This is a genomic window from Paenibacillus sp. PK3_47, from assembly GCF_023520895.1.
In the GTDB taxonomy this organism is placed as follows: Bacteria; Bacillota; Bacilli; order Paenibacillales; family Paenibacillaceae; genus Paenibacillus_AQ.
In genome coordinates, this window is record NZ_CP026029.1 from 4,109,489 (window position 1) to 4,123,333 (window position 13,845).

8 protein-coding genes are annotated in these 13,845 nt (G+C 50.6%); 6 read left to right on the plus strand and 2 right to left on the minus strand.

Going from position 1 to position 13,845, the window contains the following annotated elements:
• The first annotated feature begins 132 nt into the window (after positions 1-132).
• The 3 genes from C2I18_RS18305 (at position 133) to C2I18_RS18315 (ending at position 2,873) form a co-directional block, all read left to right on the plus strand.
• Positions 133-1,011 (plus strand): effector binding domain-containing protein, encoded by an 879-nt coding sequence (locus tag C2I18_RS18305; RefSeq protein WP_249897182.1) that lies wholly within the window; start codon positions 133-135, stop codon positions 1,009-1,011.
• A gap of 13 nt (positions 1,012-1,024) precedes the next feature.
• Positions 1,025-1,579, plus strand: coding sequence for a GNAT family N-acetyltransferase (locus C2I18_RS18310; RefSeq protein ID WP_249897183.1), 555 nt, complete (start codon positions 1,025-1,027; stop codon positions 1,577-1,579).
• Positions 1,580-1,733: 154 nt separating this feature from the next.
• Positions 1,734-2,873: a 5-methyltetrahydropteroyltriglutamate--homocysteine S-methyltransferase gene (locus C2I18_RS18315; protein WP_249897184.1), complete on the plus strand. Its 1,140-nt coding sequence runs from the start codon at positions 1,734-1,736 to the stop codon at positions 2,871-2,873.
• A gap of 1,139 nt (positions 2,874-4,012) precedes the next feature.
• Here the strand turns inward: C2I18_RS18315 and C2I18_RS18320 are convergent.
• Positions 4,013-5,098 (minus strand): GntR family transcriptional regulator, encoded by a 1,086-nt coding sequence (locus tag C2I18_RS18320; protein WP_249897185.1) that lies wholly within the window; start codon positions 5,096-5,098, stop codon positions 4,013-4,015.
• A gap of 278 nt (positions 5,099-5,376) precedes the next feature.
• On the opposite strand from C2I18_RS18320, the gene C2I18_RS18325 reads away from it, so the two are divergent.
• From C2I18_RS18325 to araA, 3 genes are all read left to right on the plus strand, one after another.
• On the plus strand, positions 5,377-6,990 hold the full coding sequence (locus C2I18_RS18325) for a xylulokinase (RefSeq protein WP_249897186.1): 1,614 nt from the start codon (positions 5,377-5,379) through the stop codon (positions 6,988-6,990).
• Position 6,991: 1 nt separating this feature from the next.
• Complete coding sequence (locus tag C2I18_RS18330) at positions 6,992-7,687, plus strand: L-ribulose-5-phosphate 4-epimerase (protein ID WP_249897187.1); 696 nt, start codon at positions 6,992-6,994, stop codon at positions 7,685-7,687.
• A 289-nt stretch (positions 7,688-7,976) separates the two neighbouring features.
• On the plus strand, positions 7,977-9,401 hold the full coding sequence (gene araA, locus C2I18_RS18335) for an L-arabinose isomerase (protein ID WP_249897188.1): 1,425 nt from the start codon (positions 7,977-7,979) through the stop codon (positions 9,399-9,401).
• A gap of 565 nt (positions 9,402-9,966) precedes the next feature.
• Here araA and C2I18_RS18340 read toward each other — a convergent pair.
• Positions 9,967-13,716, minus strand: a complete 3,750-nt coding sequence (locus C2I18_RS18340) for a glycoside hydrolase family 9 protein (protein WP_249897189.1) — start codon at positions 13,714-13,716, stop codon at positions 9,967-9,969.
• Positions 13,717-13,845 lie beyond the last annotated feature (129 nt).

Here is a 13,845-nt window from a genome sequence, read left to right on the forward strand (position 1 = left end):
TTCCATAATCTGTGAAATAAGATGTATAAGAAAAGAGCACTACTGTAGATTAAATAGGGGGCATGAGAAGGCAGCAGGCCCCTTGACTGCGCCCTTAGGGAACGCATTAAGATGCATTTAGAGGTGAGAACAGTGGGGTACACAATCGGACAGTTTGCCGGATTGCATCAAGTATCCAAAAAAACACTAAGATACTACAAGGACATCGGACTTTTGGAGCCGGCGGGTATTGACCCTGATAATGGTTATGCCTTCTATGAAGAAGTACAGCGTGAACGCATGGAGCAGATTCAGTACCTCCGGAGACTCCGCTTTTCGCTTGAGGAAATCCGTATGCTTCTGGACGTACAGCCTGAGTTGTGGAACGGTCCCGTTCAAGCACGTCTGGCAGTGATTCGATCGGAAGGATACCTCCTGTCCGTCATCGAGCAGGAGCTTCTGGCGCTCCAAAAAAGAATCTGCAGCGGAAATAATCTTTTTAAACCGGCAGGAATTTTGACAGAATATACCGTGGACACTTTTGAAATCAGCAACCCGCTCTACGTTGTCGGCTGTGCTGCTCGCGTACCCTACAACCGGTACGAGGAGAAGCAGCGAATCATCGGGCAGGTGATCAGCCGTTTTTTCGGCAACGATGAGCCCGAAAGAATTCCCTATCAAGCAGTGCCTGCCAAGTATTTTGGAATGGTATGTGAATGCGAAAAGGAAATGAGCGAGGGCACCTACCTGATGGGAATGCTGGTTACCAGCCTGAATGAAATTCCTGAAGGCCTGCGCAGCTTCACTCTTCCGGCCGGAAGGTATGCGCGGGTTGCCTTCCGGGCGAATGACCGGGAGACACTCACCAACTCAGCATTGGAGGGGGCGTATGACCATCTATACAACAAATGGCTGCCGGAATCGGAATATACCATTTCAGATATGCTGGCAGCAGAGATTTATGCAGATGAGCGTATGGAAGTTCCGGTTCATCCTGAAATGGAGCTTTGGCAGCTGGTAATGCGCAAATGAGAGGATGGTCTTTATGATTTCAGATCAATACTATTTCAAAAGTGAACGCCTGCTGTACCGCCCCTTTCAGATGGAAGATCTGCAAACGTATGTAGACATGTGCAATGAAGAATCACGCAGGCGATGGTTTTATTTTCAGGAGCCCGACTGTTTACTGACAGATTTTTGGGCAAAAGAATTTGAAAATAATATAGCAAACTGGTCAAAAAAGGTGGATCTGCTGCATTCCTGTGCAGGCTATGACTTGGCTGTTGTCCTTAAAGAGACAGGGGATTTGATTGGAAATGTGGGATTAACCAAATTTCATGGACCGGCGGATGAACTGAAGGATATAGAAATCGGGTATCAAATCGGAGAAGCTTATCAAGGTAAAGGATACGGGACTGAGGCAGCGAAAGCTGCGGTCAAATGGGGTTTTACAGAATTGCGCAAGATTGGGGCTGAACTCAAAATTGTAGGGAAAGCGGAGCATGACAACTGGCCCTCACGCCGGGTGCTTGAAAAAGCCGGGTTTATTTTTGTTACGGCTGAACAGTATGTGAGCATCTATGAAATCATAAAATCATGAAGATAGGATAGCCTGCCTGAAATCTGGGAGGCTATCTTCCTGCTTTGGCTATAACTAATATCTATAACCCGCTATATCTCATTGGTAGAACGTGATAACAGGCCCTGTATGTTATATTATTTTTAAATATATGACACGAGGAGAACACCTACCTATGAGCACTCACACAGAACCCAAGCAACGGACCGTTACCCCATTCCGCTACGATATTGTCGGCAGCTTTCTTCGCCCGCAGGCGCTTAAGGATGCCAGACTGAAATTCAAGAACGGTGAGCTTTCTGCGGAGCAGCTGAAGGAAGCTGAGAACGCTGAGATCATTAAGCTTGTGCAAAAACAAAAAGAAGTAGGCCTTCAAGCGGTAACTGACGGTGAATTCCGCCGTTCCTGGTGGCATCTGGACTTCTTCTGGGGTTTTGACGGTATTGAGCAGACAATTATCGATCAGGGCTACCAGTTCAACGGTGCGCAGTCAAGACCGGAAACGGCCCGTCTGAGCGGCAAAGTAAGCTACAGCGGTCATCCTTTTGTTGCGCACTATACTTTCCTGAAAGGAATTGCCGGCGATGACGTGGTTGCCCGTCAATCCGTTCCTGCGGCTGCACAGCTGCTGTTCGAGCTCGACCGGTCCGAAAATAAAGAAAGCACAAACGCGATCTATCCAAACCGGGATGAGCTGCTGGCGGATGTTGCCAAGGCATACAAGGCTGCTGTTCTTGATCTGTATGAAGCAGGCTGCCGCAGCATCCAGTTCGATGATTGCACATGGGGCGCACTTTGTGACGAACAGTTCATTGCCATTATGGAGCAGGTTGGTGTGAACGTAGCCGACTATGCGAACGAGCTGGCAAAATTGAACGCTGAGGTTGTCTCCGGCCTGCCGGAGGATCTCGTGGTAACGACACATGTATGCCGCGGCAACTATGTATCGACTTATGCCGGTGTAGGCGGAGGCTATGAGCCTGTTGTGCAGACACTTCTCGGCATTGATAACTACTCCGGCTACTACCTGGAGTTCGATACCGAACGGGCCGGCGATTTTAAGCCGCTCCGTTTCCTGAAGGACAATCAGCAGGTGGTGCTTGGCCTGTTCTCCTCCAAGTTCGGTGAGCTGGAGAACAAGGAAGATATTCTGAAGCGGATCGAAGAAGCGAAGCAATACGTCGATCTGGACCGGATCTGCCTGAGCCCGCAATGCGGCTTTGCATCCACTGAAGAGGGCAACCACCTGACCGAAGAGCAGCAGTGGAACAAGCTGGCTTATATTAAGGAAATTGCTGAAGAGCTCTGGAAGTAACAGAGTAATTGTAAAAGCCGTACGGATGATTATCCGTACGGCTTTTGGTTTCTGTACTATTGTGGATTTCATCCGCCGGAAAATTCACTCTTGATCCGGCTGACGCTTGGCCGATGCTTGTTTCTATTGCCGGCACACTTTCTGCCAAGCTCAACAAAGCTCTAACGGACCGTAGTTCCGCTAAATGCGCCATACAGCGCCTTTTGCCATGCTAACGGACCGTAGTTCCGTTATTACCTTACATCGGTGGCTAAATCGGCCAAATGACATCAAATAACGCCACCTGGGTCCGTTAGCGCGCCAAAGCACACTATTCCGTGCAAATAACGGAACCTCGGTCCGTTAGGGTGGGAAGCTTGTCATGACCGGGCATCATGAAACAGATGTCATTCGGGGCAGTACGATACAATAGTGCCGTTAGGTTCTAACGGACCGTAGTTCCGCTAAATGCGCCATACAGCGCCTTTTGCCAGGCTAACGGACCGTAGTTCCGTTATTAACTTACATCGGTGGCTAAATCGGCCAAATGACCGCAAATAACGCCTCCTGGGTCCGTTAGCACGCCAAAACACACTATTCCGTGCAAATAACGGAACCTCGGTCCGTTAGGGTGGGGAGCTTGAATATAATCGAGTAGCATGTTACGTATGTCATCAGGATCGGCAGCGTATATGTAAAGAGTACCATGCCCGACCGCTACACGCTATTAACCATATGGCCGGTGGTTTGCTAACGGACCGTAGTTCCGCTAAATGCGCCATACAGCGCCTTTTGCCAGGCTAACGGACCGTAGTTCCGTTATTACCTTACATCGGTGGCTAAATCGGCCAAATGACCACAAATAACGCCTCCTGGGTCCGTTAGCACGTCAAAACACATTATTCCGCACCAATAACGGAACCTCGGTCCGTTAGGTTGGGGAGCTTGTCATGACCGAACAGGAGGTTACGTGTGCCATCAGCATAAGTGGGACAATAGCGTCCGTTAGCGGCCAAACAGGTTGCTTTCAGCAGCAATAACGCCTCCCTCAGTCCATTACATTTTCGCTAGATTTGGATCACCCAACAGTGGCCCACAGGTTACATAAAACTCCGCATATTATCTGCAGATTAGTCCCGACTTAACGAAAATTAGCCCTTTTACTCCAACTCCCGGACCGTCTCCCCTTCAACCAGAACAGGCTGGTAGTAGGTGGTATCCTTCAGATCCTTTTTCCCCTGCAGCTTCTTGATAATCCAGTCTGCGGCGTCGCGGCCCATTTGCTCCTGTGGGTGGGTTAGTGTGGTCAGCTTGATGTTCGCATTTTTGGCGATATAGGAGTTGTCCTGTCCGATAATGGACAGATCGTCCGGTACGGAGAGCTCCAGCTGTCTGCACACATTTACGGCTTCAAGCCCGACTTCATCGTTATAGCAGACAATGGCGGTGAGCGTGTCCCGGTTGTCGGTCAGATATTTTTTCAGGCTGATGGACAGGTCCTGCTTCGTCTCGGTATCAAAAGACAGCACCTGCTCCGGATGGAACCGCAGTTTGGCTTCCCCCAGTGCTTTGATGTAGCCCTTCATGCGGTATTTGCCCTGCAGATCATCCATTTTGGCGATAATTCCGATTTCGGTATGACCTTTAGAAATTAACTCCCGGGTCGCCAGATAGCTGGACTGGACATCATCGAGACAGAAGAAGGGGACCTCCAGCTCTTCATAATAAGCATTGATCATTGTAAAAGGAACATCCTGCTCCTTGAACGACAGGTAATAAGCAATGTTGGCGTTGTAGAGGTTGCTTTTGGTCGGCTCCACAATCAGACCGTCCACGCCGTAGGAGAGCATCATCTCCAGAGCCTTCTTTTCCTGGGCCACATCATTGTTGGTACTGGCGAGTAATAAGGAATAATTGTCCTCATTCAGCCGGCTTTCGATCCCGCGGATAATGGAGGGGAAAATGTAATCTGAGATGTACGTTGTGATCACGCCGATCGTCCGGTTGTTGCTGTTCCCGCCCGCTTTGGCGCGGTATTGGTTGCTTACGTAGGTGCCTGAGCCTTTTTCGCTTCGGAGAAAGCCCTCGTTGGACAGCTCCAAAATCGCTTTGCGGACGGTCTGCCGGCTAACCTTATATTTGTCCTGCAGTGCCAATTCCGTAGGGATTTGTTCGCCCACGCTGTAAGCCCCCGACAGAATGCCGCTTTTGAGATCCTCGAGGATAACCTGGTATTTGGGTTTCATCTATATTCACTTCTTTCGTAGTTGTCCTGATACTAACCTGCTGAAAAACAAAAGTTGTATGTACAAATTCCATATGAGTATGAACCCTATTATTATCCATCGCTCCGCAGATTACAAGGGAGGTGCAAATTTTCTTTACCCTATGCTTGTAAATACATTTATGTATTTGTATTGACAAATGTACGAACAAAAAATATACTAGGGCTGTTAATAAGGGAAAGCGCCTTCTTATATAATTTTATGTGAAAACAGTTGCCACAGAGGGGAGTAACGTGAGCATGGATCAGAACATCAAGCAGGCGATTACCAAGGGAGAAACTGCACTTGGGATCGAATTTGGATCCACACGTATCAAAGCGGTGCTGATCGACCGCCGTTTCGAAACTATTGCATCCGGAAGCTATGAATGGGAGAATCTGCTGGCAGACGGATACTGGACGTACAACCTGACGGATATTATCACGGGTCTGCAGACGGCCTACAGTGAGCTTAAGCTGGAAGTTGAACAGAAATACGGAGTGAAGCTGCAGACGGTCGGATCTATCGGATTTTCAGCAATGATGCACGGATATATGGCGTTTGACAGTGCGGGAGAGCTGCTGGTTCCTTTCCGGACCTGGCGCAATGCTACAACCGGTGCTGCGGCCAAAGCCTTGACGGACTTATTTCAATTTAATATCCCCGAACGCTGGAGCATCGCCCATCTGTATCAGGCCATTCTTAACGAAGAGCAGCATGTGCCTCAGGTTGATTATGTTACGACCCTTGCCGGATATATCCACTGGCTGCTGACCGGCAGCAAGGCGCTGGGAATCGGAGACGCTTCGGGCATGTTCCCGATTGATGAAGCCGCGCAGGATTACAATGCTTCGATGATACAGCAGTTTGATGAACTCGTTGCAGCCAAAGGTTATCCCTGGAAGCTGAACGATATTCTGCCGAAGGTCTGCAACGCAGGCGAACATGCCGGGGCATTGACCGCAGCAGGCGCCGCGATTCTCGACCCGTCGGGAGATTTGCAGGCAGGCATTCCGCTGTGTCCTCCTGAAGGAGACGCCGGAACCGGGATGGTTGCCACCAACAGTGTGCGTAAACGGACGGGGAACATTTCTGTGGGTACCTCGGTATTTGCCATGATCGTTCTGGAAAAAGACCTCTCCACCGTCTACCCGGAAATCGATATGGTGACTACGCCTGACGGCAGCCCGGTCGGAATGGTCCATGCCAACAACTGCTCAAGCGACATTAACGCCTGGCTGAGCTTGTTCCGTGAGTTCTATGAAGCCATGGGACAGAAGGCGGATGCCGGCCAATTGTTCAGTGTCATGTTCAACAAAGCACTGGAAGCTGACCCTGATGGCGGAGGATTGCTCAGTTACGGATATTTTTCGGGCGAAAATATTACCGGAATCGAGAAGGGGCGGCCGCTGTTCGTCCGTTCGCCGGAGAGCCGGTTCAATCTGGCTAACTTTATGCGGACCCATCTGTTTACCGCTTTTGCAGCATTAAGAGTGGGCATGGATATTTTGACGCAAAAAGAAAATGTGAATATCGACAGCATCCTGGCTCACGGCGGTCTGTTCAAGACTCCGGTTGTCGGCCAAAAAATGGTTGCCGCTGCCCTTAACGTGCCGGTTTCTGTAATGTCGACTGCCGGAGAAGGCGGGGCATGGGGGATGGCGCTTCTGGCTGCCTACCTGACAGACAAAGAGGAGCAGGAGCAACTGGATGACTACCTTGCGAACAAGGTGTTCAAGAATGCTGAAGGACAAGAGATCAAACCGGATGCTTCCGATGTTCAAGGCTTCGGGCTGTTCATGGAACGGTATATGAAGGGGCTGGCCATCGAGCAGGCTGCAGTAGATCATCTGGTAGAGAACTGGAGGGAATAGCATGTTAGAAAGACTGAAAGAAGAGGTCTATGAGGCCAATCTGGACCTGCCGAAGCATGGGCTTGTGAAATATACCTGGGGCAATGTCAGCGCGGTGGACCGCGAGAGCGGCCTGTTCGTCATCAAACCGAGCGGAGTCAGCTATGACAAAATGAAGCCGGGCGACATGGTCGTAGTCGATTTTGACGGCAATGTGGTAGAGGGCGAGCTCAGACCTTCCTCGGATACACCGACTCACGCGGTGCTGTATAAGCATTACACGCAAATCGGCGGCATCGTGCATACGCACTCGACCTGGGCGACCATTTGGGCGCAGGCCGGACTTGATGTGCCTGTTATGGGGACTACGCATGCTGATACGTTCTATGGTTCTGTACCGTGTGCCCGGTTCCTGACCCAGGGAGAGATTGACCGCGGCTATGAGGCGGAGACGGGACGGGTGATTATTGAGACTTTTGAACAGCGCGGGCTGGATGTGATGGCCGTACCCGGTGTTCTGCTAAAAGGTCATGCGCCGTTTACTTGGGGAAAAGATGCCCATTCCGCAGTTATGAACGCCGTTGTGCTGGAGGAAGTCTCCAAGATGAATCTGTTCGCGCGCGAGCTGAATCATTTTGCCGAAGAGCTGCCGCAGCGGATTCTGGATAAGCACTATCTGCGCAAGCACGGGAAAGATGCATATTACGGGCAAAAATAATTTGGTTGTATGACTTGAATACTGAGTACACAGAGACGAAAGCAATGGAGGGGAAGTTTGGAACTGTAGGAGCGGTAGCGTCCGGCTGAAAGCTTTCCGCAGGAAAGCTCGCTTCGAAAGCATATGCTGGTTGGATTTCTACCGCAATCAGCGAATAGAATCAGGAAATCCAAACATAACAGCGGCCGGAAGTCCAAACATTCCACGCAATTGCGTTTTTCGCCAGGAGGGTATTATCTGAATTCAAGTCTATACAACTTACCAAACCAAAGAAAAGAGGATGAACATCATGTCAACAGCAATTGCCAAGGAATTCTGGTTCGTCGTAGGTTCGCAGCATCTTTACGGGGAAGAGGCGCTGGGGGAAGTTAAAGCCCATGCCCAGGAAATGACCGATGCCCTCAACAAAAGCGGCGTGCTGCCTTATCCGCTAGTATTGCAGGATTTGGCTGTCAGTGCGGACAAAATCACTTCGATTATGAAAGAAGTCAACTACCGTGATGAGGTCGCCGGCGTAATCACCTGGATGCATACCTTCTCCCCGGCCAAAATGTGGATCCGCGGCACCAAGCTGCTGCAGAAGCCTCTGCTGCATCTGGCGACCCAATACAATGAGAGCATTCCTTGGGCAACGATTGACATGGACTTCATGAACCTGAATCAGGCTGCCCATGGCGACCGTGAATATGGTTTCATCAATGCCCGTCTCAAAAAGCAAAATAAAGTCGTTGTCGGCTACTGGGAGCGCCCTGAAGTACAGAAGCAAATTGCTGAGTGGATGGACGTAGCGGTTGCTTATAACGAAAGCTTCAATATCAAAGTTGCCCGCTTTGGCGATAACATGCGGAACGTCGGCGTTACAGAAGGCGATAAGGTCGAAGCCCAAATTCAATTCGGCTGGACCGTTGATTACTTCGGTATCGGCGACCTTGTGGAAGTTGTGAATGCAGTTACAGCAGAAGAGATTGATGCGCTGTTTGCGGAATACGCCGAGCTTTATGACTTCGATTACGGTAATTACAGCAAGGAAGATTGGGAAGCCAGCGTCAAAGTACAGGCCAGCTATGAAATTGCCCTGAAACGTTTCCTGGATAACGGTGGCTACAATGCCTTCACTTCCAACTTCGAAGATCTGCACGGCATGAAGCAGCTTCCGGGTCTTGCGGTACAGCGTCTGATGGCACAAGGCTACGGCTTTGCCGGCGAAGGGGACTGGAAGACTGCAGCACTCGACCGCCTGCTGAAAGTAATGAGCCACAACCAGAACACCGGATTTATGGAAGATTACACCTACGAGATGGCTGCCGGCCAGGAAGCTATTCTCCAGTCGCATATGCTTGAGGTAGATCCGAGTCTGGCAGGCAATAAACCAAAGGTTCTAGTATCCCCGCTCGGCATTGGCGACCGCGAAGATCCGGCCCGTCTCGTATTCGACGGCAAAGCAGGAGAAGGTGTGGTTGTATCGATGGCCGACTTCGGCACCCACTACAAGCTGCTGATCAATGAAGTGGAAGCCTTCGAACCGGAGGTAGCCGCTCCTAATCTGCCGGTAGCCCGCGTATTGTGGAAAGTGAAGCCTAACTTCCAGGATGGGGTTAAGGCCTGGATTGAGAACGGCGGAGGCCACCATACCGTAGTTTCCTTGAACCTGACGACAGACCAGATTGTAGCTTACGCAAAACTGGTAAATCTGGAGTATGTAATCATTAAGTAGTTATTTGAGTATTTATCGGGTAAGCAATTATTAGTATATTTAAAGAGCGAGCAGGCAATTGGCTGTTCGCTCTTTTTGTGCTGATTGGGAGCTGTTGCAGCGTTTGAATGGTGCTGTAAGTGCTGATTTGGCAATGTTTCTGTCACCTTAGTTGGATTTCCTCCAGCTAATCTTATACATTCTCGCCATTTATGAGCTTTAGTTGGAAATGCTCCAGTTATTCGGGCGGATAATGGCCTTTGGAGCCAGATCCAGCCTATTTAAGTGGAGTTTTTCCCATTAGTGTAGTGAAAGAAGTATATTTGGGGGGATTAGATGGAGAATTTCCACTTAGGATGCTCTGAACACCCGCCTGTAACTAACAAACTTAGCAAACATAACGCGGCTAACCCAATGATCGCACTTTGTACAACAGTTTGCTTCATCATCGGAGAAAAATCTCTTTCTAATGTACTTCGTGCAGCAGAATTCGCTCTTATGGAGTAAAAAAGCATCCGCTGCCGGACGCTTAATCTAGAGCGTCCAGTCAGCGGATGCCGACAAAAGATAGGATAGTTTCTTTACATTACTTCTGGCTCGCCAGCAGGAAGTTGTAGAGCAGGACTGCAGCCTCGGCGCGGTCTGCCTGTGTCTTCGGCCCGTAGCTTCCGTTCACGGCTGTGTCCAGGATTCCCGCCTGCTTCAGTGCTTCCACAGGCTGCTGTGCATAGGCGGCGATGTCATCCTGGTCCGCGAAGGAGGAGACAGCTGCTGCATTTTGCTGCAGTGTATAGCCGCTGGCGGTGATGGCACGGTGAAGAAGAACGGCCATATCCTGGCGGGTCAGAAGATCATGGGTGCCGAAGGTGACACTGTTCCGGCCCTGTACAATGCCGAGCTTCTCGGCTGACGCCACGGCGCTGTAATACCAGGAGCCTTTCTTGACGTCAGTAAATCTGCTTACTGCATCAGGATCGGCAAGATCCAGGAATTTCACCAGCATTTGTGTAAATTCGGCTCTGGTTAATTTCCCGTCCGGATCATATTGTCCGGCACCTTTGCCGACAACAACACCCCGGGCGGCAATGGCACGGATGGCGTCACCTTTTGCCGCCGGCAGAGCTTGAATATCAATGAAGTTCACGCTTGCATGAACCACAGCATATTTGCTGAAATGCTCCGGCTGGAACACCAGCTGTCCTGCCTGTGCATCATACAAGCCGTTCATGGCAATTTCCAGTCCGTTGTCCACATTGTAGGCTACAACCTGGCTGGCTTGTTCGCCGGCTTGCAGCTTGTACGGGAGCTTCACCGTCACCGGCAGTCCTGACCATCTTACAGCAGCGTTGTCTACTGTCAGATTCAGATCATAGACAGGAGTGCTTCCCAGCACGGCACGGATTCCGGCGGACAGCCCTTCAGCGGTAGTAACGGCCACACCGACAGACAGCTTCTGCGCGCCTTTGCCGAACAGCTCCTTCAGCAGCGACTGATCCAGTTCAACCGTGGTGCCAAGCACCTCCAGCGACACGGACTGGACAGCTGCGGCATCCAAAGTCCGGATCCAGTCCCCGGACAGCTCTACAGCAACGTTTTGGCGGCCGGCCGGTACATCGACCGGAATGGTGATTTTACCGTCCGACACCTTGCTGGCAGCCGCATTTAGAGCTTCCTGCGTCAGAGGAACTGTTACTGCAGCCGCATTGGAACCGGAAATGACTCCGGCAGTGCCTGTCCCGGAACCTGGCAGCGAAGAACCGGGCTGCGTTCCGGGATTTGTACCAGGATTAGTTCCCGGATTCGTGCCAGGGTCTGTTCCAGGATCCGGCGTATCTCCGCCGTCACGCACTTCAACCGGATACTTCGCTGCAATTCTGCCATCAATGGACTGTACGCTGATCTCGGTCTGGCCTGCTTTTACCGCCGTTACATCGAATTCAGTCCTTCCGGTTTCCGCAGAGTAAGTGACATTGCTGACGGTAGCAATGCTTTCGTCAGCAGAAGCAACCTGGAGTTTTTTGAAGGATGCGTTATCCGGTTTAACCACTGCAGTTACCTTGTCCGTCTGGCCAACCGACAGCTTTCCATCAGTGCTGCCTGACAGCTGAATGCTTTCGGAGAAGGTTTGATGCTGCACATTGGACAGCAAAGCCGTCAAATAAGTCAGCGGCGAATTGTAATTCAGCGCCTGCTCATTGCTCTCCCAGTCTACGGTAGCCTGGTTGTAGGCTTTGGCAGAGAAGTTGAACTTGCCGTTATTGTTCGGGCCTCCAGGCATATAACCGTTAGGCATCTCTGTAATAAAGTCTCGCATGTAAATCTCATGGTGGGTAATGCGCACGCGGTTTTCGCCATGTCCCGTAATAAAGCTCAGCTGCATCGGGTTAATGCCGAGCAGGTAGTTCAGGTTGCCGCTTGCCACCTGGATGCTGCGTTCGTCATATTCGCCGATAATACGGCTGCCGATATCGAGACTGACCGGTACACTCGCCACGTTGGAATTGGCGCCCCAGTAGAATCCTTTGTCAGTAGAGTTGCGCCATACCGCCCCCTCAGTGGCTGTTTCAATGACTTTGTTTTGCCATTCCTTATATTTAGGCACAAACCATGCCTTAACCTCTTCACTCGGAGCAGCGCTGCTCAGATAGTGATAGAAGGCGATCAGCTCCATACTTCCGATCCCGTGGGAGAAATCAGCCGTTTCGAATTTGGATTCAAAGGACTCGTAATTCGCTGTTACAAAATCATTATACTGTGCCCCGCCTGTAGCTCTGTACAAGGCTGCCGCCGCATAGAAACGGTCATTCAGATCCTCGTTGTCATTGTAAGGGCCGTCCGGCTGGGCGATGAATTCAGGATGTGCCGCCAGATAGTCCCAGCCTCTGACTGCAGAAGCAAGCAGGGTATCCGCATAATCCGCCAGTCCAGGCACATCTTTGAATACATTATAGGCATGTGCCAGTGCACCGACCGTGGTAGCGGTTTGTGAAGTCGGAATCACGCTTGTCTCTCCCGTGCCGTCCATGATGAAGCGTTTAGGCTGAGGCTCGCGGATGACGTAGGCGTAGAATCCGCCAGTCGCCTCGTCCTGCATCTTCAGGAAGAAATCGGTTTCAACCTTGATTTCGTCGATCAGATCGGGAATGCCGTTGCCGCTCTCCGGAATATTCAGCTGACCGTCGGAGAACTCTTGCGGGAAAGTCTCATAAGCCCAGAGCAAATCCGATACGGCCGTTGCCGCAGCGGTTACATATTTACCGGTATCTCCGGCATCCCACCAGCCGCCGGAAACATCCTTCGTCCGCGCGGGATCAGACTGGAAAGGGAGATCGGCGTCAATTTTATGAAGCCCTGTACGGGCAAATTCTCCGGCGTGCTCAGGGAGCAGATCGTCGTTGGCTCTCTGATAATAGAAGAACCTTTGAACGTCTGTCAGCAGGCTGTCATAGACATCCGCTCCGATTTCAAACGGCACGGAAGGCTCATCTACTCCGTCAACAGTAATATAATATTCACCGTTTTCGTTCAGTGCGGAGAAGTCGGCCTTCAGCACCTTTTCGCCGGACAGCTCATCATAAGCGGCCACAAGCGAGAGCGTGCCGGAATAAGCGATACTGCCATCCGAAGTACGCTTAACCTGGAAAGGAGTGCCGGCAACAGCGGACAGCTCGTTGTAATAACCGCTCACATGGGCATATTTCTCGCCGTAGTTCAGATATCCGACCTGATTGACTTTGACCGGAGCGTAGCTTCTTTCCGTATCCGGCGAGGTGACTTTGATGTTGCTGATCCAGAACGTGATAGGCGTATCGTTACCGGAAATTTTCAGTAATTGTATTTTACTTTCATCAAACAGCGGGTCACTGGCGAAAATATCCTTTAGTGGAATCGATACATGCTGCCACTCGGTCGTTACTTCCGTGTAAGCGCCAACATTAACTTGTGCATCAATATTGGTTTCTTCCGGAACATCTTTGTCTGTGAAAAAGCCGCCGTTACCGTCGGGTCTTTCATGAACAACGTCGCGGAATCCGATTTGAAAATTCTCTCCGCCCTGTGCACCGAGTACGTCAAATTCCAGCGTTCCGCCTTCATAGGCACTGAAATCAAAAGACTGCCAGCCATTGACAACCAGTTGATCCGCCCACCAGCCGCTGGTGGTTATTTTGCGGGCCTGCTTCTCCTGATACACTTCCTCAGTCACTGTTGTGCCGAAACCCCAGCCGTTATCCTTGATTTCGATATCCCGGAGCTTGTTCCAGTGTTCCCCTCCCGGAGGAAGGTAATTGACTTCAGAAATCTGTTCGGCCGAAGCCAGTGATGCCGGTACTGCCATCGAAAAAGCGGTTGCAAAACTTAAAAGAACTACAGATGCTTTTTTGGTACGAGTAATTTTCTTTGTCCGCAAAATTGTAACCCCTTTCATCGTTTTGTATAATGCTACCAAGTTCATTCTGGAAAAAAT